25 protein-coding genes are annotated in these 24,768 nt (G+C 67.6%); 12 read left to right on the top strand and 13 right to left on the bottom strand.

Annotated elements, in window-relative coordinates:
- Nucleotides 1-405: 405 nt before the first annotated feature.
- The 5 genes from OG251_RS39145 to OG251_RS39125 form a co-directional block, all read right to left on the bottom strand.
- Entirely contained in the window at nt 406-852 is a 447-nt protein-coding gene (locus tag OG251_RS39145) for a DUF6082 family protein (protein WP_326682029.1), read from the bottom strand.
- On the bottom strand, nt 849-1,265 hold the full coding sequence (locus OG251_RS39140) for a DUF6415 family natural product biosynthesis protein (RefSeq protein ID WP_326682028.1): 417 nt from the start codon (nt 1,263-1,265) through the stop codon (nt 849-851). The genes OG251_RS39145 and OG251_RS39140 overlap by 4 nt, the downstream gene beginning before the upstream one ends.
- On the bottom strand, nt 1,253-1,720 hold the full coding sequence (locus OG251_RS39135) for a LuxR C-terminal-related transcriptional regulator (protein ID WP_326682027.1): 468 nt from the start codon (nt 1,718-1,720) through the stop codon (nt 1,253-1,255). Before OG251_RS39135 ends, OG251_RS39140 begins: the two co-directional genes overlap by 13 nt.
- Nucleotides 1,721-1,937: 217 nt before the next feature.
- Complete coding sequence (locus OG251_RS39130) at nt 1,938-2,429, bottom strand: hypothetical protein (protein WP_326682026.1); 492 nt, start codon at nt 2,427-2,429, stop codon at nt 1,938-1,940.
- Nucleotides 2,426-2,896: an ATP-binding protein gene (locus OG251_RS39125; protein WP_326682025.1), complete on the bottom strand. Its 471-nt coding sequence runs from the start codon at nt 2,894-2,896 to the stop codon at nt 2,426-2,428. Before OG251_RS39125 ends, OG251_RS39130 begins: the two co-directional genes overlap by 4 nt.
- 244 nt (nt 2,897-3,140) lie before the next feature.
- On the opposite strand from OG251_RS39125, the gene OG251_RS39120 reads away from it, so the two are divergent.
- Complete coding sequence (locus tag OG251_RS39120; protein WP_326682024.1) at nt 3,141-3,950, top strand: SDR family NAD(P)-dependent oxidoreductase; 810 nt, start codon at nt 3,141-3,143, stop codon at nt 3,948-3,950.
- Nucleotides 3,951-3,959: 9 nt separating this feature from the next.
- On the opposite strand, the gene OG251_RS39115 is transcribed toward OG251_RS39120, so the two are convergent.
- Nucleotides 3,960-5,345 carry a hypothetical protein gene (locus tag OG251_RS39115; RefSeq protein ID WP_326682023.1) on the bottom strand — a complete coding sequence of 462 codons (1,386 nt, stop codon included), beginning with the start codon at nt 5,343-5,345 and terminating at the stop codon, nt 3,960-3,962.
- 213 nt (nt 5,346-5,558) lie between these two features.
- Here OG251_RS39115 and OG251_RS39110 point away from each other — a divergent pair, with 213 nt between their 5' ends.
- From OG251_RS39110 to OG251_RS39075, 8 genes are all read left to right on the top strand, one after another.
- A complete protein-coding gene (locus OG251_RS39110; protein WP_326682022.1) occupies nt 5,559-7,079 on the top strand; it encodes a radical SAM protein in 1,521 nt (506 codons plus the stop codon).
- Nucleotides 7,063-7,773: a hypothetical protein gene (locus OG251_RS39105; protein ID WP_326682021.1), complete on the top strand. Its 711-nt coding sequence runs from the start codon at nt 7,063-7,065 to the stop codon at nt 7,771-7,773. Before OG251_RS39110 ends, OG251_RS39105 begins: the two co-directional genes overlap by 17 nt.
- Nucleotides 7,774-7,988: 215 nt before the next feature.
- A complete protein-coding gene (locus OG251_RS39100; RefSeq protein WP_326682020.1) occupies nt 7,989-8,594 on the top strand; it encodes a hypothetical protein in 606 nt (201 codons plus the stop codon).
- 4 nt (nt 8,595-8,598) lie between these two features.
- On the top strand, nt 8,599-9,429 hold the full coding sequence (locus OG251_RS39095; protein ID WP_326682019.1) for a PfkB family carbohydrate kinase: 831 nt from the start codon (nt 8,599-8,601) through the stop codon (nt 9,427-9,429).
- A 25-nt stretch (nt 9,430-9,454) separates the two neighbouring features.
- Entirely contained in the window at nt 9,455-10,408 is a 954-nt protein-coding gene (locus OG251_RS39090) for a nucleoside 2-deoxyribosyltransferase (RefSeq protein WP_326682018.1), read from the top strand.
- Entirely contained in the window at nt 10,405-10,905 is a 501-nt protein-coding gene (locus tag OG251_RS39085) for a hypothetical protein (protein WP_326682017.1), read from the top strand. Before OG251_RS39090 ends, OG251_RS39085 begins: the two co-directional genes overlap by 4 nt.
- 80 nt (nt 10,906-10,985) lie before the next feature.
- Nucleotides 10,986-11,291: a MazG-like family protein gene (locus OG251_RS39080; protein WP_326682016.1), complete on the top strand. Its 306-nt coding sequence runs from the start codon at nt 10,986-10,988 to the stop codon at nt 11,289-11,291.
- A gap of 986 nt (nt 11,292-12,277) precedes the next feature.
- Nucleotides 12,278-13,068 (top strand): IS5 family transposase gene (locus tag OG251_RS39075; protein WP_442818450.1). Its coding sequence is split into 2 segments (ribosomal slippage): nt 12,278-12,593 and nt 12,593-13,068, totalling 792 coding nucleotides; the frame shifts between segments, so codons are not numbered across the junction.
- A 22-nt stretch (nt 13,069-13,090) separates the two neighbouring features.
- Here the strand turns inward: OG251_RS39075 and OG251_RS39070 are convergent.
- The gene (locus OG251_RS39070) at nt 13,091-13,810 is read right to left on the bottom strand and encodes a hypothetical protein (protein WP_307516818.1); all 720 of its coding nucleotides are present in this window, start codon (nt 13,808-13,810) and stop codon (nt 13,091-13,093) included.
- A gap of 426 nt (nt 13,811-14,236) precedes the next feature.
- Here OG251_RS39070 and OG251_RS39065 point away from each other — a divergent pair, with 426 nt between their 5' ends.
- The 3 genes from OG251_RS39065 (at nt 14,237) to OG251_RS39055 (ending at nt 17,186) form a co-directional block, all read left to right on the top strand.
- On the top strand, nt 14,237-15,013 hold the full coding sequence (locus tag OG251_RS39065) for a transporter (protein WP_326682014.1): 777 nt from the start codon (nt 14,237-14,239) through the stop codon (nt 15,011-15,013).
- Between the two features lie 593 nt (nt 15,014-15,606).
- The gene (locus OG251_RS39060) at nt 15,607-15,804 is read left to right on the top strand and encodes a helix-turn-helix transcriptional regulator (protein ID WP_326682013.1); all 198 of its coding nucleotides are present in this window, start codon (nt 15,607-15,609) and stop codon (nt 15,802-15,804) included.
- On the top strand, nt 15,795-17,186 hold the full coding sequence (locus OG251_RS39055; protein WP_326682012.1) for a tyrosine-type recombinase/integrase: 1,392 nt from the start codon (nt 15,795-15,797) through the stop codon (nt 17,184-17,186). Before OG251_RS39060 ends, OG251_RS39055 begins: the two co-directional genes overlap by 10 nt.
- A 160-nt stretch (nt 17,187-17,346) precedes the next feature.
- Here OG251_RS39055 and exaC read toward each other — a convergent pair whose 3' ends face one another.
- The 6 genes from exaC to OG251_RS39025 form a co-directional block, all read right to left on the bottom strand.
- Nucleotides 17,347-18,870 (bottom strand): acetaldehyde dehydrogenase ExaC, encoded by a 1,524-nt coding sequence (exaC, locus tag OG251_RS39050; protein ID WP_326682011.1) that lies wholly within the window; start codon nt 18,868-18,870, stop codon nt 17,347-17,349.
- 166 nt (nt 18,871-19,036) lie between these two features.
- Nucleotides 19,037-20,290, bottom strand: a complete 1,254-nt coding sequence (locus OG251_RS39045) for a GAF domain-containing protein (protein WP_326682010.1) — start codon at nt 20,288-20,290, stop codon at nt 19,037-19,039.
- A 109-nt stretch (nt 20,291-20,399) separates the two neighbouring features.
- Nucleotides 20,400-20,981, bottom strand: a complete 582-nt coding sequence (locus tag OG251_RS39040; RefSeq protein WP_326682009.1) for an N-acetylmuramoyl-L-alanine amidase — start codon at nt 20,979-20,981, stop codon at nt 20,400-20,402.
- A 35-nt stretch (nt 20,982-21,016) separates the two neighbouring features.
- Nucleotides 21,017-22,033, bottom strand: coding sequence for an acetamidase/formamidase family protein (locus OG251_RS39035; protein ID WP_326682008.1), 1,017 nt, complete (start codon nt 22,031-22,033; stop codon nt 21,017-21,019).
- 264 nt (nt 22,034-22,297) lie between these two features.
- Nucleotides 22,298-22,903 (bottom strand): hypothetical protein, encoded by a 606-nt coding sequence (locus tag OG251_RS39030; RefSeq protein WP_326682007.1) that lies wholly within the window; start codon nt 22,901-22,903, stop codon nt 22,298-22,300.
- A gap of 395 nt (nt 22,904-23,298) precedes the next feature.
- Nucleotides 23,299-24,660 carry an esterase-like activity of phytase family protein gene (locus tag OG251_RS39025; protein WP_442818449.1) on the bottom strand — a complete coding sequence of 454 codons (1,362 nt, stop codon included), beginning with the start codon at nt 24,658-24,660 and terminating at the stop codon, nt 23,299-23,301.
- Nucleotides 24,661-24,768 lie beyond the last annotated feature (108 nt).

Below are 24,768 nucleotides of genomic sequence, written 5' to 3'. Positions count from 1 at the left end.
CGTGTCTTTACTCCATAGCGCCGGACGGTTCCGGGGTCAGTTGGCCGACCGCCGAGACGGCCGACGATCGGCATGAGGCATGCGGGCTTGTGAGGGAGCGCCGCACGGTTGTCCGTGGGACGCGCGGCGGGAGCTTCGCGCGTGGGGAGGAGCCCGACGACGGGGAGTCCTCCCCACACGCTTCTTCCGGCCCCGAGCCTTGTTCCAGGTCCGGCTGCCGGGTGGTGCACCCGCCCGTCGCCGACGACGGGCGGGCGGTGCGTGGGCCGGCCGCATGTGCTTCCACGGGGTGCGGCCAGGGCGCGGTGTCTCAGCACCACCTCCTCCACCGAAGACCGGGTCGGGGTCCGCCGTGCACGGGCGCGGCGGTCCGCATGTCCGGGAGGAGGCCCCGGTCCTGGGGATTCAGGCGGCGACTGGGTCCTTGCCGACAGCGGCGGTGTACTCGGCGGACAGGATCGCGTTGAACATGCGGTCTGTCCGGTCGATCGCTTCGCCCTCACGGAGACTGCCGAGCGTTCGCCAGTAGATCCGGGCGATCTCGCGTTCCATGAGCCACTGCGCCTGGACCCGCATCGAGTGCCTGTCGAAGAGCCCTGCCCGGAACTTGGCGGCCAGGAGAGAGATCAGCCGGTTGGCGTGAAGGAGGTTCTTGTGCTCCTCGTCCGGCAGTTCCCCGCCGGGCGGGGCCCAGACCGCGCGCAGCTCCGGGTTCCCAGCCAACTCGGCGATCCACGTCTGGTGCATTTCCGCAGCCTGGAGCGCGAGCCGCCGTCGGTTCTGCCGCTCGGACAGAACGAGCCCGGCGGTTCCGACCACGGCGGCGACGAGAACGGAGTGTGAGGTCTTCATCCCAAGGTGCCTTTCGTAGGGGCTTGCTGCGGAGTGGAGTGCGGTGCCGACCGCTGCTCGGCGCTGACCTGGTGGGTAGCGCGGAGCAGCCCCTGGACGAGGCGGGCCACGTTCCGCGCGCGGCGCGCCGCCGCCGGCCGCGTGCCTTCCGGCGGCGGGAGATAGAGGCGGCGGCCCGCCTCGCTGAGCGTGGCCTGGGCCCCCAACCGGGCCTCCGACTCGGCGGGGAGGCTCAGACACATAGTGCGTAGGGCGATGGCGACGACCCGGCCGTACGTGGTCAACTGCTCGACCATGCCAAGCGTGACGTCGGCAGGTGGCAGATCAGAGCCACTCAGATCCCAGGCGAGCGCCGTCTCGACGATGGCCAGAACCTCGACCTTGTCTGGCACCGAGTCGGTCAGCGAAGCCACGAAGTCACCTGGCCCGCGGTGAGGATCTGAAACTGCCACGCGCGGGTGATCAGATGCGGCCGGTTCCGGGCCTGCAGGCTCTTGAGGAGTTCCCGGCCGTCCGCACGTACATCGGTGACCGGACGGTTCTGCTCCCTGGCCATCTGCGCGGGGCCAAGGCCCCGCGCGATGAACGCTACGAGGGCCCGCTGCTCGTGCAGCAGGTGCCGCTCCACCGGGTCCAGCAAAGGAGGCTGGGTGATGGCCTCGACGGCGAAGCCGACGGCGACCGCAGCGGCGGTATCGCTCGCGCCGTACAGCTCGTTCTTCGCGAGAAGGAGGTAGCCCGCAGCGGTGGTCTTGCGGATATCGAGGGCCCCCGCGACTTCGGCAAGTGTGTCTCCTGCGGCCAGCCCTTCAAGGACCTCCCGCTCTCGGGGCGCGAGGACGATCTTCGCGACGGTTGAAGCGATCACTGCTCAACTCCTTTTCATGGCTGACGTGTCGGTCGTCGTTGCAGGCACCGTGCTGGGCACCGCCCACGAGTACGCGTGCCACCGAGACGGAAGATGTGGTGAGGATTCCGTCCGGAGGCGCCTCGGCCGACCGAAGGGGGGACGGACGGACCGCGTCGTGACGGCGCAGGGGGCAGACCTCCGGAGTATTGGGGCGTCCCGGCGTCTGCGATGGGCGTCAGTTGTCATCTCCCATCAGGTTGAGGAGAGTGACGATCGCCAGGGCGTACCGGCGCAGGTACGACAGCGCCTCATCGGGGGCCGGATGTTCGTTGCGCAGGGCGAGCAGGTGGCACAGTTCCTCGGTGGGGAACGTCGTGACCCGATATGGGGCGACTTGTATGAGCTGGTGCGTGGCCCGTCGGAACCGGTGAGTGATTCTCGCGGTGTCCGCGGCGCTCAGCGGCTCGACTGCAGGGGGCCGCCGCCGGGGTGCGGGAAGCCCGAGGCGGACCAACACACCGTCGAGCCTCCGACCGCCGCCGTCAGCGACGGTGCTCGGCCGGTCACCGAGGATTTCCTCCACGGTGTCGATCAGGTCATCGCTGATGCCTTCGGCAATGAGGGAGAGGGATAAGGAGTGGGCGAGCCTGCGCATCGCCACGTCCTCGGAAGTGATCAGCCTCCGTCGCCGATTGCTGGGGGCGCCCACGCTGACGGCGCTCATCATGGGATATCCGAAGGGGCTCGCAACGTAGCCCAAGTGGTTCGACCGCCGTCCCTCACGCCCCAGCCCCGAGCGAGATCGGCGACCAAGAACAGTCCGCGGCCGGACTCCTCTTCGTCGCCGGCGGCACGAAGCCGGGCGGGGGCCGGGTTGTCGTCGGCGACCTCGACGTGGAGTTCACCAGGGCCTTGCCACACCCGCAGGCAGACAGTCCCGAGGCCGTGCTCGATCGCGTTCGTGACGAGTTCGGATACGACGAGTCCCACATCCTGCGCCAGGGGAATGGGTACAGCCCAGTTCCGCATGACCGCTGCTGTGACGTGCCGTATCTGCGGGACGCGAACCGGATCCGGACTCATCACCACCTCAAAGGCACGTGATGCCAGTGGCCCCGGCCCCGGATCCGTCGCAGCCGCAGTCTCGACGGTGGCGGTGGCAGGGTTCCACTTCGAGTCGTGCTTGACGTCCATCCAGTCAGGAGCCCTGGGGGCGGTGATGCTCTGGCACATCGCTGGCCTCGGCTTCGTCGGTGGGATGGGGGAGTTCGTGCGGTCACCCGGCTCCGTGGGGCCCATCGCTCGCCGATTGTCGCCGCACGGTTGGTCCCAGGCCGGGTACGTCCATAAGAGAACCGCCCCGGCGGCCCGGTAAGAAGGGTGCATGGAGGATGTCTTTGACCACGCGGGTTGGCACGGTTGGTGAAGGGTTGCGCAGATGACTGATGCAGGACATACCGGTGGGCAGCGGGCGGCGACTGGACAGTTCGCGGGCCGCCGAATTGTGGTGACGGGAGGCTCCAGAGGGCTGGGAGAACACATCGTGCGCTTGCTCCTGTCCGAAGGAGCGCGGGTGGCGACATGCGCCCGGAAGCCCGAGCCGCTGGAAGCGCTGCGCAGTTCGCTCGATGTGCCGACTGCTCTATTCACCCGGACTCTGGACGTCTCCGCGCCGGAACTGCTGGAGCGGTTTGTCGAGGAGGCCGCCTCAGCGCTGGGAGGGTTGGACGGGGTTGTCGCGTGTGCGGGCGGTGCGCGAGGGAGGGGAATCACCGAGGCGACAGCGGAGGACTGGGCGGCGACCTGGGAGTTGAACGTTGGCCATGTCGCCCGGCTGATCGCGGTGGCCACCCCGCACCTGCGAGCGGCCGGTGGCGGGTCGATCGTCGTCGTGGCCTCGGTCTCCGGGTGGAAGCCCGGCCCGCAGGCTCAGTACGGCTCGGCGAAGGCGGCCCAGATCCACATGGTGTCGTCCTTGGCCAGGGAGCTGGCTACGGATGGCATTCGCGTGAACGCGGTCTCGCCCGGATCGATGCTCATCCCCGGAAAGCGCTGGGACCGGATGCGCCGGGAGGACCCGTCGGCCTTCGACCGATTCCGAACGGAGTTCCCGGGGAGAGAACTGGTGCGGCCGGAGGAGGTGGCAGACGCGATCGCCTTCCTGCTCTCGGACCAGTCGCGAGCGGTGACCGGGATCAACCTGCCCGTCGACAAGGGCCAGAACGCGCCGACGCCCGAAGGATACTGACCGGGAGCTTCAGGCAGCTGTACCGAGAATCGGCCGGGCCTTTCGTTCGAAGTCGCGGACGATGGACTCGCCTTGGTGAGGAGTAAGACGTGCACGGAAGTCGCGCAGAGCCTGGACGGACCGTTCGCTGTGCACTCCGGCGAGCAGGTCCACGGCGTTGCTCGCAGTGTCGACCGCCTCGTCCAACCTGTTCTGCTGAAGGAACGCCGTCGCGAGCACCGAGCGGCTGATGGCCTGCCGGCGGCGGCGGTCGCCGTTCGCCTTGACTGACGCCCGGGCGAGGTGCTCGGCCTCTGCGGCTTCGCCGAGGTCGCGGTGGACCAGGGCCGCCTCGGCTTCCAGATAGTGGTGGTCCAGGAAGCGAACCCACGGCGACTCCTCGGCGGGGCCCCGGCTGACCTCCAGGTTCTTGTGGGCTTCCAGGAGGGATGCCGTCGCGCGCTGGGAGTCGCCCAGGGCGGAGTACCCGCGGGCGGCCATGGCGTACAAGCGCATGAGCCCGAGCGGGCTGCCCACCGACTTGGCTGTCGCGATACCCGCTCTCGCTAGCGAGACTCCTTCGGCGGGGTTGCCCAGGCTGGTGGCGAGGTGCGACATGCCAGCTAGGATCTGCCCGCCGAGCACGCGGTCTCCGCCCTCGGCGCACAGCCTCAGCGCCTGGATCATGTAGCGCTCCGCGAGCCCGTAGTCGGCGGCGTCGTACGAGCACCAACCAGCCATTGCCCCCAACTTGGCAGCCGAGGTGTACAGGAGTCTGCGCTGGCCCGAGGAAAGGTTGCGCTGCTGCAGCATGGGTGCGAGTTCGGTGCTCAGATAGTGCACGATGCTCGCCCGCACACCACCACCGCCGAAGCGATTGTCCATCTCGTCGAACATCTCGATCATCGCCTGGACCTGCTCGACGGGGCCGCCGCCAGCCACTACAGCGAGCCGGGAGGCTTGCTCGTCCTCCAGGAGCCAAAGCAACCAATGCCGTTGAGGGTCCAAAAGAGCCGTCGCGACGTACGGAACCGCGCCGAGGAGACTGCGTCGCGAGATATCGGTCGAACCGAGCTCCGCGAGCGTATGAAGTGTTTCACCCACATCTTCACGGTACGTCAAGGCCCTTGCGACCACAGGTCTCTGGTGCTGATCTGTGAAACCGATGTCAACAGGGGAAATGGATCGGCCTAAGAACCCTGCCAGGGCAGCGGCAATGAACTCCGGGGCGCGGCCTCGCGGGGTCATACCCTGTAGCCACCGGGTCACCGACGCCTTGTCGTAGCGGGACACCACGCCCTGCAGCGCACCCAGTTCGTTGACCTTGCGAGCCAAAGCGGCGTGTGAAGAACCGGCCTCCGTGAGCACCGCCGCGAACGCGGCGTTGTTCTCACTGCTCGCCTTTGAACTGCCCATGTGTAGATGATGCCTTGCAGATCACCCTGCGTCCCAGCCTTCCGACACAGCGCCACAGAGATGCAACCCCCGTACAACCGGACAACCCCGTTGCCCTCTCCTCCCAAGGCCCTGCCAGCGCCGACAATGAATGCGCTCTGGGGCCCGCGGCTCTTCCCGGCGAAGACGCCGCTGGAACACCGCCGAAACCCTCAGCGCTGGAGGGAGACCCATATGCAGCCTGTAGTGATCCTGGACTGCTTCACCGTCGAGCCGAGTGGCCTCGGCGTACCGCCCTACCTGTCGACCTACGTCCGGAACGCCTGGTCTGCACTCCGACAGGCCCGGCCGGAGGCAGAGGTCCGGTACGTGACCATCGACGATGTCCGATGGTGCCTGGCCGGAGGCAAGCCCACCGTCGAACCGCCCCAAAGCGATCGGCTCACTTACTCGACCACCGTCAACCGGGACACCGCTATTCAGCTCCTGCGAGATGCTGCGATCGTGATCGTCATCGCCGGAGACGCGGTCCCGTCCGTCCACCTGCACGCCGTGAATGGATCGTTCGAGGAGATTGCTCGCGCACTCGCCTGCACGCGCGGCCGTCGCTACCTGCTCGGGCCGCTGTCCGCCTACGCCCTAGCCACGCCTGCGGAGTACGCGGGGCTGTTCGACGCTGTTCATACCCATACCGTGACGTCCGGTGACCTTCTGCTTGGCAGCCGACGCCCGGCCGGCTACGAGCAGATGCGTCTCGAACGCGACTCGTTCACCGGCCTCGTCGAGCAGATGCCCTGGCGTCCGATCGCCGAGCTGGAGCTGTACCGCGGCTGCACCCGACGCAAGTTCTGTGACTTCTGCAACGAACCGACGAAATCGCCTCTCGTCGCCTTCCGCGAGGTTGACGACGTCGTGGCCGAGACCGCCCAGCTCTACGCAGCTGGCATTCGGAACTTCCGCCTCGGCCAACAGACCTGCTTCTTCTCCTACCGTCATCGGGACGAGACCGCGATTCGCGCCCTGCTCAGCGGCATCCGCGAGTGCTGCCCCGAACTGGAGGTGCTCCACATCGACAACGCGGACCCCCTCGCCGTGGCCGCGCCCGTCGGGCTACGCATCGCGAAGCTGGTGGCGGACTTCTGCACCGAGGGCAACTGCGCGCCGATGGGCATCGAGAGCTTCGACCCGGCTGTTATTGAGCGCAACACCCTCACCTGCACGCCCGACATTCTGATGCGTGCCATCGGGCATGTGAACGAGGCAGGCGCAGCCCGCGGCCCCGGTGGTCTGCCGATGCTCCTCCCCGGCCTGAACCTGATCTACGGTCTCCCCGGGGAGACTCACAACACTCACGTGGCGAACCTTCGAGGCTTGGCCGGGATACTCGACGCCGGCCTGCTGTGCCACCGGACGAACGTACGCCTGGCGAGAGCCTTCCCCGGTACCCCGCTTGCTTCGCTCAACGAGCCGGAGCCGCTGCCGTCGGCCGAGCACTTCGCGTCGTGGAAGGCGGACATCGACTTCACCTGGGATCAGCCGATGAAAGAGCGGATCTACCCTACCGGCCTGCGCGTGCCGGGACTGCACTCCTACTTCATCAGCGAGGAGGGTACCTATTGGCGGCGATTGGGCTCGTACTCCATCCAGGTCATCGAGCGCAGCGCTCGAGTGCCCCTGGGGACTACCGGAGATCTGGTGGTCACCGGTCATTCGCCGCGCATGATCTTTGGAGAACGCGTTGCATCCCCTGCCTGACGGGACACTCGCGAAACTGGCTGCTCTGGAAGCGGCCGCGGAAGGCACCGTCCGTGCGGGCATGCTGCTGCCCTGGGCCAACGTGGCCGTGGAGACCGAGTTGCCCCGCCTCGGCCTGCGCCACACGGTCTTCCACCACGCACGGCTCGTGCCCGCATCCAGGACGACGGCGATCGACACCTCCTTCTGGCACGGACTGCGCGAGGCATCGGTTCATGCGCTGGACTCGTTGTCGCACATCCCGCTCGACACGGTGATGCTGGCGTGCACGTCGGCGGGCTTCACCGACGGCCCGCCACTGCCGAGCGGAGTGGTCACCGCCTTCGACGCCCTCCTGTGGGCTCTGACCGACGCGGCCGTGGCACGTGTGGTTCTCGTCACGCCCTACCCCACTCCGGTGACCGAAGCGGAAGCTGCGGCGCTGAACGAGGCCGGTATGGAGGTCCTGGCCCACGCGAGTCTGGGCCTGACCGATGGCTACCCCGAAGTCCCCCCGGACCAGATCCTTGCCCTAGTGGAGCAGCTGCCGGAGGCCGCCGTCGAGGCTGCCGGAGCGGTAGTCCTGTCTTGCACCGGGTGGCACACCCTGGCAGCAGTCGCCGAACTGGAGCACCGGTTCGGCAAGCCGGTAATTTCGTCCAACCTCGCCATGGCCCTTCATGCCACCCGAGCCCCTGCTGGAGTTGGTCCATGACGATCGAACGCGCAAAACCAACACCACTTGAGATCCGGCGTGTCCATCGGTTGATTGTCCGAGCCGCCAGCCTGCCGGACGTGCGGGCCGAGGTGGAGGCCAACCACGACGAAAACCGGTGGTGGCCGACCTCGATCAGAGACCCACGGGTACGGATGCTCGCCGCCGGTTGGTCCACCCGGATCTCCTACCGAATGGTGGAAACATACGCCCGAGTGATCACATCAGCGGATACCCGTGGCTTCGACAGCCTCGTCACGGGCACGGACGCCGAACTGGAGGCGCTGGTACGCCCCATCGGCCTGCCACAGACCCGGATCGACTACATGCGCTCCCTCGCCGAGCTCCTACAGAACTGGGAGAAGGAAGGGGTCGACCCGACTGCGGAGTCGGCCAATCTCGACGCCCTGGTCCTCGACTTGGCCACGCGGGTGCGGGGTGCGTCCTACAAGGTCGCCCAGTGCGCACTGCTCACCGCCCGCGGGTACCACTGCGGCATCATCCCGGTCGATTCCGGCATGGTCACCAAGCTGGCACCCGTCCTGGGCATCACCCTCCCGTCGGGCGCCGTAGCGCACGAACGGATGCGGCACGTCCTTGAAGCCGCCGTACACGCCCGCTCGACCGACCTCCGTTCCCTGGCCACCGCCAACGGGTACCGGGTCGCGATCCCGGAAGGAGTGGAGCCGACCTGGTGGGTGCACCTCGTCCTGATCTACTTCAAGCGCCTGTACCTCAACGGTGCCTCCCCACAGCTCTGCCGCCAGCGACCGGTCTGCACGAAGGTCATCGGCTGCGCACACCCGACCCGGATTGCCTGATCCCTTGGGGGAGACCGTGGAACGGCTCGACGTGATCGGCAACATCAGCCGGGACCTGACCCGCTACCCCGACCACCGTGGTGGTTCCCGGCTCGGCGGCGCGGCCCTGTTCGTATCGCTGGCGGCGACGAAGTCCGGCCGCCGGGCAGCCCCGGTCTGCGTCCTCGGAAACGATCTCGCACACCTGCCCGAGACGCCGGGCCTGGACTCGCTCGACTGGTCAGCACGGCTCCAGGCCGACGGCACCTCCACGACCTTCGACCTGGAGTACGACCTGCAGGGCGAGCTGATGAGGGTGGGCACAGAGTACGGCGTGGCCGAGATCCTGACCGAGCACGCTCTCGGGCACGTGGACGCGCACCCGCGCGCTACCTTCCACGTCTGTTGCCGCCGCCCGCTGGACGTGGCGGCAGTGCTCGGCCGACTCACCTCGAACGCAGCCGACTTCAGCGTGGACTTCTTCCTACCGAGTGCAGAAGCGATGATCCGTGCAGCCGCCCCATGGCTGCCGAAGGCGACCACTCTGTTCCTCAACACCGCCGAGTACCGGCTCCTGGAACAGGCGATCGACTGCGGCACGCTGCCGGAGGTGGTCATCACCGACGGTCCCCGGGCCGTAGTGGTCCGCAACTTCGGGCGTACGTCTGCTTCTGCCGTTCCGCCACCGTACCCTGCGCACGAGGTCTCCGGCGCCGGTGACACCTTGGCCGGGACCTTCCTGGCCCACCGCTCACGCGGTGCGACAACCGCCCAGGCCCTGGCGGAGGCGACAGCAGCCGCAGCCAGGTACGTCGCGGCCCCGTCCCTTCCAATCCCCGCGCCCCGACGCGGCTGACCTACCGACTTGGGGGCCTCTCCCGATGTCCGTCTACATAGCCCACCGGCTCTTCGCGGCCCACGATCGCGCTCTCGCTGCCGACCTCGCCGACCGACTTGCCGCGAAGGCCGGTCCCGATCGCGTCTTCCTGCCGTTCTGCGACACCGACGAGGAGGACCTCGTCGCCGAGGTCAAGGGGCGCCGCCTGTTCGAGCTTGACCGCAGACGCCTGAGCCGCCTCGGCGCCATGATCGCCATCCTGCACGGTCCGAGCCTCGACGACGGGGTCTGCATGGAGATCGGATACGCCGCCGCCTCCGGCATTCCTGTCGTCGTGCTCACCACCGACTTCCAGACCTACTCGATGACCGAGGCCGGCACCCATCTCGAGTTCCCCGACCCCCTCCTCCAGGCCGTGGCCACCCGCATCGTGCGCGTGGACAGCCTCGGAACACCGCCTCTGCCGCCGGCTCCGGGCCGGTCGCGGTTCCAGGACTTCCAGACACGCAACGTGGTTCAGACGAACACGGCCCTCGACGCAGCCGTCGACGCCCTGCTCACCCTCCCAAACCACGCCCGCCTCCCCGCGTGCCCTCCGAGAACTATCGGTACACCCGTGTACGTCGAGGCGTCGCCGTACACGGCGTGGGGCCAGGACCAGCTGGCCCAAGCCTGTGTGGACGCCGGTCACACTGTAGTGGTGCCCCAGCGCTTCACCGCGTCGGACCTAATGGCAGGGGCGCTGGCCGACCTGACCGCGGTGCGCTCGGCAGCCCGGCTGTTGGTCGACGTCTCCGGCCCCGAGACACCACCGGGTACCGCCTTGCTCATCGGTGCTGCTCTGGCCAGTGGCGTAAGGATCGCGGCCTTCCAGCCACGGATGACGTACACCCATGCTCAAGGCCGCGAGCCCAACTGGCGAAATCTCATGATCCAGTACGCTGCCGACGCGCACCTCGACAACGGCGAATCCGTCCTGTCGTGGCTGGCCACATGAACCTCGAAGAGATCGCCGGCGAGTACCAGACCGTGGTTCTGGAAGGTTGTGACGGAGTCGGTAAGAGCACACTCGGCGAGAGCCTGTCGTCGCACCACGGCTTCGTCGTAGTGCACTCCCCGAGGACTCCCGACCACCTCGACCTGCCCAGCCGCTACAGGGCCATCCTCGCCCAGGGCGGGAGGATCCTCTTCGATCGGTGCTTCATCAGCGAACTGGTCTACGGCCCGCTTTACCGGGGGCGCTCCAGGATCAACTGGACCCAGGCGATCGACCTGGCCGAGAGCGTTATCGCGAGATCCGGCGTGCTCGTTCACCTGACCGCGCCGCCTGCCCTCATTCACCAGCGGCTTCTGTCACGGGATGGCGAGGCCGTCGGCCTGGAAGAGGTCTCAACTCTGGTGACAGGCTACGAGAGGATCTTCTCCACGCTCGCTGAATACACCCATGTGCTCACGCTCGATACTTCGTTCCTCGATCTCCGATCGACAGGGTGATGGCTCGCCGAAGCCAACACGCCGGCACAACACTCCCGCTAGGCTTCCAGGGCACCTGCTGTACCGCCGCTGGAGGAGTCTTGGAGATCGGAGCTGCCCAGAAGCTCGCCTGGGAGAACAAGACCCTCAAGGGGTTCAACACCACCGACGTGGCTTTGGAGTTCGGTCTCCTTACGGCTGAAGTCGGTGAAGCCTTCACTGCCTGGCGCAAAGGGCTGCCCGATCTTGGCGAAGAGCTGGCCGACGTGTTCCTCTACCTGACCGCCTTGGCGGAAATGAACGGGCTCGACCTCGAAGCAGAAGTGGCCCGAAAGGTCGAGAAGAACGAGCGGCGTACATACGAGCGCAATGAACACGGAGCGCAGATCAGGACGAGCGGCGACTGAAGTCTCCCCTTGCTGCACCTAATGAACTCGATACACGACCTTGCTGGCATGCAGCGGCTGGTCGGAGGTGCAGTTGAGTAGGTTGCCGTGGCCGGTGCCAAAGCCGTTCACAGACTTCGCCGAAGTCATGCCGGGATGAAGCGCGTCTACCAGGGGACGTTGCCGGGGCGCAACGGGTTCGGGTATGAGTCTGGTAGGCCGAGCCATGTGACAAGGAGCTAGGTACCCTTGCAGTCCATCGTGTGGATGCGGGGTGGCGCCGGTTGCGGGGTTGCGCAGGGGCGACAGCACCTGGATCTGGGCAGCCAGGGCGTCCGGCGCCGGACCTCCGATTGATGTCGAACGCTTGACCCGAAGGCCCCATTCGCCTGGCTCGCCCCGCCCCACCGAGTGAGGCTCGACTTCAGGTCCGCGCCGAGCCGCCCGGCGCGGCATCAGTAGGAAGCCGTTCGTGGCCCACGAGCCCACGACTGCCACCGCGAGGGCCGCGGCCGTCAACCGCGGGCCATCACCCGGTTCGCGATGGAGGACCGGCAGCACTTCCCTGACAACAACCGAGGGCTCATCGCCCCGTTCCGGGCACGGTCCGGTCGGCGGACGGACGGATGTTCTTCGACCCGGCGTGGTTCGACTACATCGGCGACGACACCCCGGCATCGGAGGTGAACCCGAGCCTGTGGCGGCAGTCGCAACTGCGACGTTGCGAACCTGACCATCGGCGAGGGTGATGCGGACCTGTTGGGTGGTGAGGTGCAGGGCCTCCGTCGAAGCCGCGACCATGTCGATGCGGTTGATCCGTGAGCACGTGGTGAGGCGCTCGGCCTAGTCCAGTGGGCTGGCGGCTACGTCTTGCTTTGGTGGTGCCCGGTCTCGGCGGAAGGTACATGGAAATCCGCATCATTTGGTTGCTAAGAGGTTGTCTCACGTGGTGCTTCTGCGATGCGGCATGATGCCGAATCGTGAAGGTTAGCTTGTCGCGTCGGTTGGTGCCGGACGAACTGTGGGAGCTGACCGCTCCGTTGCTGCCAAGGTTCAAGTCCCGCCCGCAAGGTGGGGGGACTGCTCCGGTGGACGAGCGGGCAGTGTTCACGGCCGTGGTGTACGTGCTGACGAGCGGGTGTGCATGGCGATATCTACCGGAGTCGTTCGGGGTCTCGTCGGCCACCGCGCACCGTCGGTTCACCGTGTGGACCGAGGCCGGGCTGTGGCGCGGGTTGCATCGGGCGGTGCTGGACAAACTCGGCGTCCGGGGCGGGCTGGACTGGTCGTCTGCGATCGTCGATGCCGCGTCGGTGCGGGCGAAAAGGGGGGAACGCTGACCGGGCCGAATCCGGTCGATCGCGGGAAGAAGGGCAGCAAACTGCACGTGCTGTCCGAGGCTCAGGGCCTGCCGCTGGCCGTCGCGGTGTCCGGGGCGAACATGCGCGACAGCCAGGCTTTCAAGCCGCTAATTCTCGGCATCCCCGCCGTCCGTTCCCGGCGCGGGCCACGCCGGTGGAAGCCAGCGAAGATCCGCGCGGATAAGGCGTACTACTCCGCAGAGCACCTCCGCTGGCTCCGCAGTCGGAACCTCGTCGCACGGATCGCCCGCCCCGGTATCGAGTCGGGTGAGCGGCTCGGACGGCATCGCTGGAAGATCGAGCGGTCGATCTCCTGGCTCTTCGGCTACCGCCGCCTCACCGTCCGGTACGAACGAAAAGGCAGCCACTTTCTCGCCTTCCTTGGCCTCGCCGCCACCCTGATCTGCTACAAGAAACTCGCCAAAATCCCCTTGTGATGCCCATTCCCAGGACTGGTCTTCAGTGTCCTTCAAGCTCAGCAGTCTTCCGCGGGTCGTCCGCCAGAATGCGGGCCGCGAGCTGCCGCACTTGCTCCTCCACGGGCTGCTCGTGGGTGGTGAACAACTCGTACCAGTACGAACGTGCACGCGCCCCCGATGCCTGAACCTCGTGAAAGCTGACATCGACCCCCTCGGGGCTGGTGAGCTCCTCGGGCATGTCGTGCTCCTCGCGTCGTGGCGAGACATTCGTGAGGACGCAGCCCCACCGCTCGAACCAGCCGCTGTCCGCAAGGGTCTGATGAAGCAGCCGGGCGATGGTGTCCACCGGCTCTTCCCAGCTGCGGTCGGCTGCGGCCCGTGCGAGTTCGGCTTCGTACTGGGCGGCATCGAACCAGAAGTCCGCGGGCACGGCGATGACGTTGCTGGTGTTTTCCCAGGCGTCCCAGATCACCCGGTCTCCCTCGCGGCGCATGGTGACGTACAGAGCGCCGCAGCAGCCGGCGGTGCAGGGCGGCTCGGCGATGTTGACCCTGCGCGGCTCCTTCGTGACCGCCAGCGGCCAGCTCTCGGCAGGACCTGTCCAGTGCCGGCGACTGAGTGCCATCCCTTCCGGGTGGACTGCCTTCAGAACGTCTACGCCATCGATCAGAGGGCGCACCTCGGCCCACGGGTCCGCCGCCCAGTCGACCGGGATCCTGTGCTGCAAGGTCAAGGTACTGATCGCCAGTTGGTCGGTCATACGCACATGATCGGCTAACGCCATGCAGCGGCATAATCATTTCTTGGGCGTGACCGGCCTCGGATAGTCGCGCCAGGGCAGCCACCGTTCAGGGGCGAAGCTTGTCGAACCCACCACGTGAGACACGGTCTAAATACTCTCCATGCTGGATTCTGCTCACGGCAGATGAGAAAGAGCCTCAAAGGACTGGAACCCTTTCCGAGGATATGTCAACGTACAACACCCGTGAAAAACAGGCTCGCCAGTGGCCGCCTGGCGAACATGTGAGGAGTCAGTCCTACTGACACGCGGGCTGCGGCACTCCGGCTAGGGCAGACGTAGCCGGCGGTTCATATACGCAACCGATTCTTCATGTTCCCCAAGTCACGTATGGAAACGACCCTGCGCCTGCGCGGCGTCGGTGGTCTCTGAATCGAGGAGGGGAAGGTGTCGGGCCTGAAACTGTTCAACACGAAAGGCGGCGTGACCGAGATTGTGCCGAGCCTTGCCGACGTCGAGGCCGATGTGCAGCGTCTCTTCGAGGCGGATATGGAGATGCTGCTGGGTTTCCATTTCCTGGCGAGCGAGTACAGTACGGGGCTGGTCCACGGTGGTCGGATCGACTCGCTCGGTCTCGACGCGAGCGGTTCACCGGTCGTCGTTGAGTACAAGAGCAGCACGGACGCGGGCGTCGTCAACCAGGGCTTGTTCTACCTGTCGTGGTTGATGGATCACCGGGTGGAGTTCGAGTGTCTGGTCCGCGAGCGAATTGGGGCGATGGCCGCGGCTCAGGTGCTGTGGAGCGGTCCGAGGCTGATCTGTATCGCCGGAGACTTCACGCGCTATGACGCCCTTGCCGTGCGCGAGCACCGGCGCGGGGGTGTGCTCCAGGTGTCTCAGGGGCGGGCCGGGGCGATGGAGGAGCTGGCCGAGGCTGTCGGTGAGGCGTTGCTCAGTCTCGGAGACGTGAACTGTGTCCAGCGCAGGCAGTACCGGGCCTATCAGCGCCTGCGGAACTTTGCCTGCTTCTGCCCGCCGCAAAGGACGAAACTTCTCGTCTATGTGAAGGTGGATCCGCAGAAACTCGACCTTGTGCCTGGGTTCACCCGGCACGTGACGGAGCTGGGGCACCACGGCACGGGCGACCTAGAGGTGCATTTGCGGGTCGAACTGGAACTTGAGCGTGCTTTGGACCTGTTCTGCGAGGGCTACGCGGCGGCGTGAACCGGTAACGGCCTTTTCCGCACGAGGTTTTGGCGTCTGGAGCGATGCTGTCTGTGGATGCCTCTCAACGTATGGGCAGGTCAGCCGCAGGCTGGGGATGTCAGGGCATTCGCCCACGGCAGATGAGAAGGATCCCTCAAGCGCTGGAATCTCGTGCGAGACCATGTCAACGTACAACGACCTGGAAAACACCAGGTCAGCGGCGCGATGGATGGTTGCACGGCAGTGCCGGTCGCCCAGGCAGGCAGCCCCCTTTACGGCTCGGCTTTCTCCCCGGGATCGGCCCAAGGAACCCTGCTGGGATCCCGTAATCCGGTTCGTCTGCTTCACTGCCCGCCCTTGCGAGGGTGCGGCGCGGCTAAGGCGTGAACAGCCCAAGAGGGCGGGGGAGCGGTTCCTTGTGCGCGCAACATAGACGACGATCGCCGGTTGGCCAAACCGGCGATCGTCGCGACCATTTGAAGTGTTCGTATCGGCTGCGCTTGGCGGTGGAGCTGTGCGGATGAAGTGATCGTTCATGCCAACGTTCCTCTGGGCTGGCTGCTTTGCGTCGCCCGGATCTTGGCAACTCATCCGACGTCCGTGAGGAAGATATGGCTCGCCCTGCTGCGCTCAAGCTCTCCGAGATCTTGGCGGAAATCCGAATGAGCTCATCAGCCTTCTACCGCTTGCGTGCTCGTGGACAGGCTCCTCGAATGATCAAGCTTCCAAATGGTGAATTGCGCTGCCGCCGCGTTGATCTAGACGCATGGTGGGAAGCGTGTGAAAGGGATACGCCTGAATGGCGATGAGTTACAGAGTCCGGTTTTGGGAGATCCGTGAGCGGCCCGAGCGACGCAATGGCTTCGAGGTTCGCTGGACGGTCGATGGGCGGGAGAAATCTGAGTCATTTCTCACGAAAGGACTTGCGGAGAGCCGACGTTCCAAGATCCTCACCGCTGCGCGCGACGGGGAGCCGTTCGATGTAAGGACCGGTCTGCCTGCCTCCGAGCTTAGAGCTCTGAAGCAACGCACGACATGGTATGACCTGGCGAGGGAATACATCGAGCAGCGGTGGGATCGCACGCCGGGCAATACACGCCGAACGCTGGCCGACGCCCTCGCGACCATCACTCCAGCCTTTGTTGAGCCAGAGTTCGTATCCCGGGCGCCTCACGAACTGCGGCGGGCGCTGTACTCGTGGGCATTCAACAAGAAAGCCTGGCAGGAAGACCCGCCCGAGGAGTGGCAGGCTGCGCTGGACTGGCTGCGGCGTCACTCGCTGCCCGTCGGCGAGTTGGAGGAACCCGACGTGCTGCGCCGGGGCCTCGACGCGTTGTGCCGCAGGGTCGATGGGACAGCCGCTGCCGCAAAGACCGTGAAGCGCAAGAAGGCCGCGGTGAACGAGGTGTTCGGCGTTGCGGTGGAGCGGGGGTACTTCAGCCAGAACCCATTGGGTGGTCTGCGATGGTCTGGGCCGGAGGTCGCCGACGAGGTCGATCCGGACTGCGTACCCAACCCGGCGCAGGTGGGCCGCCTGCTTGCCGCTGTCAAGGCACTGCCCGGTCGCGGCCCGCACCTGTACGCCTTCTTCGGCTGCATGTACTACGCAGCCATGCGTCCTGGTGAGGTCATCCACTTGCAGAAGTCTCAGTGCCGCCTGCCGGCGGGTGGGTGGGGGATCCTCAATCTTAAGGGCGGGGTCGTGACGGCAGGGAAGCAGTGGACTGATGACGGCGCCGTCCACGAGGTCCACCCGCTGAAACGGCGTGCAGCCAAGGCGACGCGGCCGGTGCCGATCCCGCCCGCGCTTGTCCGCATGCTTCGCGAGCATATAGAGAATTTCGGTGTTGCCCCCGACGGACGTATGTTCCGCAATGCCGCCGGCAACTACCTTGACGCTTCGGCGTACGGCATCACGTGGGGACGGGCACGCGAGGCGGCGCTCACCCTCGACGAGCATGCCCTTGAGCTGGTGAAACGTCCCTACGACCTGCGTCACGCAGGAATCTCGTTCTGGCTTGCCTCGGGTGTCGACCCTGCGGAGTGCGCGCGTCGGGCCGGGCAGAGTATCCAGGTGCTCTTTCGCTACTACGCCAAATTCCTGGCCGAAGCGCAGAATCATGCCAACACCTTGATAGAGGAGTCGATGCGGCGGTGGGAAGGGCCGGAAGACACCGCACGGGACACATGAGCCCGGTCCTGGCCCGGAAATGCCCCGGAACAGCTGGTCAGAGGTGGGACAGGGGTGGGAGATATGGGGAGTTACCTCGCATCTCGCTCCACGGTCTGGATGCGTGGCATGAAGGGCGCCTGGCGGGTAAAACACCTGGTCAGGCGCCCTTTTTCTGTGTCTAGAAGAAGCCCAGCTTCTTCGGCGAGTACGACACCAGGAGGTTCTTCGTCTGCTGATAGTGCTCCAGCATCATCTTGTGGTTCTCCCTGCCGATGCCCGACTGCTTGTACCCGCCGAACGCGGCGTGTGCCGGATACGCGTGGTAGCAGTTCGTCCATACCCGGCCCGCCTTGATGGCGCGGCCCGCCCGGTAGGCGGTGTTGCCATCCCGGGTCCACACGCCGGCGCCGAGGCCGTACAGCGTGTCGTTGGCCGTGGCGATGGCGTCGTCGAAGTCGGTGAAGGACGTCACCGCGACCACCGGGCCGAAGATCTCCTCCTGGAAGACGCGCATCCGGTTGTCGCCCTCGAAGATCGTCGGCTGGACGTAGTAGCCGCCCTCCAACTCACCTCCGTGCTCGACACGCCGGCCGCCCGTCAGGATCTTCGCGCCCTCCTGCTGTCCGATGTCCAGGTACGAAAGGATCTTCTCCAACTGGTCGTTGGACGCCTGGGCACCGATCATCGTGGCGGTGTCCAGGGGGTGCCCCGGAACGATCTGTTCGGTGCGGGCGATGCCCGCCTCCAGGAACTCGTTGTAGTGCCCGCGCTGGATCAGCGCACGCGAGGGGCAGGTGCACACCTCGCCCTGGTTGAGGGCGAACATGGTGAAGCCTTCGAGGGCCTTGTCCAGGAAGTCGTCGTTCGACGAGGACACGTCGTCGAAGAAGATGTTCGGCGACTTGCCGCCCAGCTCCAGAGTCACCGGCTTGATGTTCTCGGAGGCGTACTGCATGATCAGCCGCCCCGTCGTCGTCTCGCCCGTGAAGGCGATCTTCGCGACACGAGGACTCGACGCGAGGGGCTTGCCCGCCTCCGCGCCGAAGCCGTTGACGATGTTGACGACCCCCGGCGGCAGCAGGTCCGACACCAGCGTGAGCCAGAAGTGGATGGAGGCCGGGGTCTGTTCGGCCGGCTTGAGGACCACCGCGTTGCCCGCGGCGAGTGCGGGGGCCAGTTTCCAGGTGGCCATCAGGATCGGGAAGTTCCACGGAATGATCTGCGCGACCACTCCCAGCGGCTCATGGAAGTGGTACGCCACGGTGTCGTCGTCGAGCTGGCTGAGCGAGCCCTCCTGGGCGCGCAGCGCTCCCGCGAAGTACCGGAAGTGGTCGATGGCCAGCGGGATGTCGGCGGCCAGCGTCTCGCGCACCGGCTTGCCGTTCTCCCAGCTCTCGGCGACCGCCAGCTCCTCCAGATGCGCCTCCATGCGGTCGGCGATCCGGTTCAGGACCGAGGCGCGGTCGCCCGCCGAGGTCGCCCCCCAGCCGGGCGCCGCCGCGTGCGCCGCGTCCAGGGCCAGCTCGACGTCCTCGGCGGTGCCGCGGGCGATCTCGGTGAACGGGCGGCCGTTGACGGGGCTCGGGTTCTCGAAGTACTGGCCCCGGACCGGCGGGACGTACGCGCCGCCGATCCAGTGGTCGTAGCGCGACTCGTACGAGACGATGGCGCCCTCGGTGCCCGGCGCAGCGTAACGGGTCATCTCTGTGGCCTCCCGGATGCGGTGCCGCCCGCCGTTGGACGGCCCTCGGCGCGAGGCTAGGGAACGCGACGTTGCAACGTCGTTGCACGGCGTGGGGCGGGCCCGTCGGCACGGTGGCGCGGACCGGGCGGCGTCGTGACGGCAGGCCGCCACGACCGCCGTGCCGTCACCCGCGCTGCTCCGCGTCGAGCCCCCGCACCCTGGCCAGCAGCGCGGCCCGCCGCTCCCTCGGTACGGCTCCGGCCAGGGCCCGCCAGACCGGCAGGTCCTCCTCGCCCCACGGGCTGTACGCCCAGTCCGCGAGCAGGCCCGGATCGCTCCGGTCGATCAGTGCGGCCCGCAGCTGGTCGGCGAGCTGCCCGCGCAGCCGTACCACGGCGGGGGACTGCGACCCCGGCAGCAGCGGGCCCGCGTACGCGCCCATCGCCGCGGCCACCGCCCCGGATCCCAGCCTGCGCGCCACCGTGTCGAAGTCGGCGTCCACCGGGGCGGCGATCCGGTACGGGCGTGAGCGGAGCAGGTCGGGGCCCAGCAGCCGTCGCAGCCGGGACAGTTCGGCCCGCAGTGTCACCGGGGTCACGGACTCGTCCTCGTACAGCTCGACCAGTAGTTCGTCACCCCCGAGGCCCTCCGGACGGCGGGCCAACGCCACCAGGATCTCGCTGTGGCGCCTGCTGAGGCGGATCTTCCGGCCCTGCGCCACGAGCATCGCCTCGTCCCGCCCCAGTGCGCTGAGCTGAACGGACTCACCGGTCGGTGGTGGTGCCAGGAGGGCCAGCTGGGATTCGGCCGCCCGTGCCACGGCCTGCACGAACGCCAGGCTGTGCGGATGTGCCAGCCGGTCCCCGCCGGTGATGTCGACTGCTCCCAGCACCCGCCCGGTCCGAGGGTCGTGCAGCGGGGCCGCGGCGCACGTCCACTGCTGCACCGGCCGGAGGAAGTGCTCCGCGCCGAACACCTGGACCGGGCGGTCCACGGCGATCGCCGTCCCCGGCGCGTTCGTGCCCGCCACGGACTCCGCCCAGCGGGCGCCCTCCACGAAGTCCATCGCTCCGGCGCGTCGCCGCGTCACCGGATGACCCTCGACCCACAGCAGCCTGCCGTGCGCGTCGCAGACCGCGAGCAGATGCTCCCCGTCGGTCGCGTACGCGCTCATCAGCTCGCGGATCACCGGCATCGCACGGGCCAGCGGGTGGGCCTCCCGGTAGGAACCCAGCTCCTCCGCACCGAGGTCCATCAGCGCCGCACCGTCCGGGCTGACCCTGGCGCGGGCCGATCGGCGCCATGACTCGCCCACCACGGAACGTACCGGTCGCTCCAGCCGTCCCGCCGAGGTGAACACCTCGTGCGCATGACGCAGCGCACCGAGCTGTTCGCCGGGATCCGCGTCGGCTGCCAGAGCCACCCAGGGGTCCGTCAACTCACCCTCCCGTCCAGGGGCGTCGCGCCTGCCCATCGTGACCCCGGTCGGCCCTCCGCGACAACCCAGGTGCGGAGAGTAGTCGCTGTGGCCCGCCGAGGAGGGGGAGTCAGGAGAGATTCACCAGGCGGATGTAGCGGACCCAGTCCCAGTTGTCTCCCGGGTCGGTGTGGTCGCTGCCCGGGACCTGGTGGTGGCCGATGATGTGGGACCGGTCCTTCGTGATGCCGTGACGATCGCAGATGTCCGCCGTCAGTTTCGCCGAACGCTCGTACATGGCGTCGGTGAAGTAGGCGGGCTGGTCCACCCAGCCCTCGTGCTCGATGCCGACGCTGCGGGTGTTGTAGTCCCAGTTCCCCGCGTGCCAGCCGATGTCCCGCTCCCGCACGCACTGCGCCACGTATCCGTCGCCCGAACGCACCACATAGTGTGCGGAGACCTTTTTGGCCGGATTCTGGAAGATGCCGATCGTCTCGTCGAACGTCTGCTGGGCGACATGGATGACGACGAATTCGACCGGGTACGCCGCCGGCCGGGACGAGGACGTGTAGTTGGACGTGGACGCCGGTGCCCAGTGGGCCGCCGGATAGTCCGTCTCGCCCGTCGGTGAGGCCACGGCCCGTGCCGAGGCGGGGAGCAGAGCCGCCGCCGCGGTGACGGCGGCGCCCTGAAGAAGTCTTCTGCGGTGCATCGGCACTCCTGTGGGGAAGGGATGGTGACGCAGGATCAGGATCGGGGCAAGACCGAGGCCGTCTGCCGAAGATGACGATGGAGGCCGCGGTTCGGTTCCCCCGCGGGCAGCCATTCCTTGCGGATCTTGGCCACGCAGGTGTAGTTGGTGTCGCAGACATTGGCCAGCGGTGCCTCACCGGCCTGGCTGATCAGCTGGTACGCGTCGAGTTCGGAGAGCCCGTAGTCGCGGGCCAGCCACTGCACCAGGTCCAACTGCGAGATACGGAAGGCGTCTTCGAGAGGACGCGCGGAGCCGGTGGACATCAGATGGGTGTCCGACTCGATCCGTGGCCACGGCGTGGCGACGCCCTTCAGCAGCTCGACCAGCACCACTGTGTTCATCGCGCACTCCACGGCCACGCCGCAGGTCTCGCCCTCGCCCTGACGGGCGTGCCCGTCGCCCAGACTCAGCAGCGCGCCTTCGACGTTGACGCCCAGATAGCAGGTCACCCCGGCCCGCATCTCGGGCGTGTCCATGTTGCCGCCGTGCGCGTCCGGCACCAGCGCCGACCGGACCTCGAGGTTGGCCGGGGCCACCCCCACCGTGCCGTGCATGGGATCCATCGGCAGTTCCACCTGGAAGTCGCTGTCCCGGGCGCTGAACAGGCAGGTCCGGCGCGCCCGGTCCAGCTGCCACATCCACACCACCTCGGGCAGCGGGGCCTGGAGCGAGGCCGTGGTGTGCGTGGAGGTCAGCGCCCCGAACAGGGGCACGGTCGTCGAGGCGGCCCAGTCCCTGGCCGGTTCGATCGACACGAAGTGCACCGCCACGGTGTCGCCCGGCTCGGCCCCCACCACATGGAACGGGCCCGTCTGCGGGTTGAGGTAGGGGAACTCGCACACCTCCGACACCAGGTCCCTGTCGGAGCGCACCCGTCCCGCGAAGCAGTCCTCGGTGTACAGGTCGAGGTACGTACCCGGCTCGATCCGTGCCACCGGTGCGGCGCCGCCGAACGTCCAGGCGTACTCGCCCTCCCGCGGTCGCACGGTCAGAATCCTGGGGTCGCTCATCGCTGCTCATCTCCTGTCTCGGGCGTGGACTCGGGCTTGGTCCCGACACCGGTCCCGGTCCTGGTCCTGGTCCTGGTCCCGGGATCGGTCCCAGGATCGCTCGTGGCGCCGGTCGTGGTCGCGGCGCTCCCGGGCCCGGTGGCTGTCTGCCACGCGGCCTCATCCAGATGAACCTGCCCGGTCTGCGCCACCCGTTCCGGATGGCGCCGCAGCGGTACCGCCGGGACGACGAGGCCGCATCCGGACGCCGACGACCGGGCCCGCTTACGACACGGGAGCGCTGAGCTCCGAGACGAAGCCGAAGGCGGGAATGCCCGCCGCGGTCAGCAGGGCCGGGACGAACGCCGCGATGCCCGGCACCGGGGAGAGGAGACGCGGTACGGGGTTGAAGGCATCGTGGCGCCGCAGGAAGTACCCGGCACAGGCCAGGTCGACGACGACGCACACCCCGATGATGACCGTCACGATGACGGTGGCCGGCAGCACGAACGCCGTCACCGGGTCGTAGGCGAACTCCAGCCCGAGTGCCGCGCCGTCCGCGATCACGAACTGCGCGGCCAAGCCGGTGACCGGGTAACGGCGCCGGGGACGCAGGCGCGCGAAGGCGTGCGGAAACACCCGGATCCGCCCCGGCGCGAAGGCGGTCCGGGTGGAGACGTTCGCACAGGCGTTGGCGTCGGCCGGCGTCGAGTTGACGACGGCGAAGAACAGCAGCACCGAGAACAGTCCGGACGACGCGCGGGCCACGCCTTCCCAGGACGCGCTGCCGGACGTACCGAAATCGGCGAACCCGTCGGGCCCGAAGTACACGGACATGGCGTACGCGATGAGGACGTACACGAGTCCGATCGGGAGCGCCGCCCCGAGCACCGCGTGGGCCCGCCTTCCCGGTCAGCACCACCGCGAACCCGACGAAGACGAGTACCTCGATGATGCCGAGGACGGACCCGAACCGGGCGGAGGCCCGCACTCCGAGGACCCCGCACAGTCCCACGGCATCGCGCCGCAGTTCCGTGTGCGTTTCCGCCGGCGATCCGCTACCTGACGCCCCGTGATCCGGCAGCCCGGCACGTAATACCCCGCGACCCGGCACCCTGCGATGTGACACCCCGTGACTCCTCATGTCCGATGACCGGAAGCCGTTGTCCGATGTACGGCCGAGCGTCTGGCGGGGCCCACCGTACGGCCGTCGCGGAGGTGACGGAAGACGGCAGGTGTTCGGGGCCGGGCCGGTGGTTCAGCCGGCGGCGCGGTTCCGCGCGGGATCAGCCCTTCAGCGGGCGGGGGAGCTTGAGCGACGTCACCGAGGTCTCGATGCCGCTGTCGACCAGGCGGCCGTTCGCGTCGAACGCCTCGGCGCCGTCCGTCATCCCGAAGTCGTTGTCGTTGATGAGGACGAGCGTGCTCCGGCCCGTGACCGCCACGCCTTCGATCTTGCCGGGCACTCCCGCGACCTTGCCGAGGTCGACGACCAGGCTCTTGCGCAGCACCCGCACACCGGCTGCCGAGGGGTTCGTCAGCTCCTCGTACGAGGGGGAGGTCGCCGGGTCGTCCCAGGCCGAGCCGAGGATGCCCGAGCCGTGGGGGAGTGTCACCCGGTGCAGTCGGGCCGCCTTGTCGGTGCGCTCCTCGACCAGCAGCGTGTTCCGGTCCAGGGCGACGACCGAGGAGATCTTCAGCTCGGACGTGTCGTCCTCGCCCGGGTCGACGACGTCGACCGGGTCGAACCGGTAGGCGTACTCGGCGGTCACCGCCTGCTTCTTCGTCGAGAAGCGCAGCAGCCGGACATTGCGCGAGGACTCGCCCGCGTCCACGTCGGGCAGCGAGAGCGGGCTCTGCACCGCCATCACCAGATCCCCGCCGGGCAGCAGGGCCAGCCCCTCGAAACCTCGGTTGATCTTGCGGTGCAGCAGCACTCCGGGCAGGGCCTCGACGACGGGGTGGTCGGCGCCCTTCAGCCGCAGGCCCTCGGGCACGTAGCGGGCCAGCACCCGGCCGCGCGAGGAGACATGGACCAGGGAGGGGCCGTACTCGTCCACCAGCCAGAACGAGCCGTCCGCCGCACGGACGACGCCCTCGGTGTCCAGCCCGTTCGGGTTGTACGTGAGGGGGGTCAGCGCGTCGTGCGTGTACGGGGCCTCGTCACGGCTCGCCTGGTTCGGCAGCCCCGTGACCGGCGCACCGGAACGCGTCGTGATCGGGATGGCGCTCAGCACCTTGATCTTCTTGCCGCTGACCCGGATCTTCACGATCGCCGGATCGAAGCCCGCGACGGGGAACGTACGACGCTTCTTGCCGTCGACCTTGATCTGGCCGTTCGGCCCGCGGTCCGTCACCGTCCAGAACTCGCCCTTGCGGCCCGCCGGGTAGATGTCGCTGCCGATGCCGCCGAGCTGGACACCCCGGTCGTCGGAGACCGTGCCGGGCAGCAGACCGTTGCTGAATCCGGCGAGGGGTATGTCGCCCAGCACGGCGCTCCCGGTGATCCTCGCGGTCCGGTCGGGACGCTCGTGGTGTCCATGGCCTTCCTGCGTACCGGCGGTCGCGGTGGCGGCGACACCGAGGGTGGACAGCAGGGCGAGCGGCAGCCCGACAGAAAGGGCACGACGGACAACACGCGTGGACATGGGGCCTCCTGGGGCACAAAGGTTCATCAGCGCCGTCAGGTTCCGCCCCCACGTACAACACCCGGTGACATCGAGTTGAACGTGAGGGCAGCAGATGGCGAACCCGGC

It is taken from the genome of Streptomyces sp. NBC_01237 (assembly GCF_035917275.1).
Taxonomy (GTDB): domain Bacteria; phylum Actinomycetota; class Actinomycetes; order Streptomycetales; family Streptomycetaceae; genus Streptomyces.
Note: the sequence above shows the minus strand (reverse complement) of the source record. Positions and strands in the feature narration are given on the sequence as shown.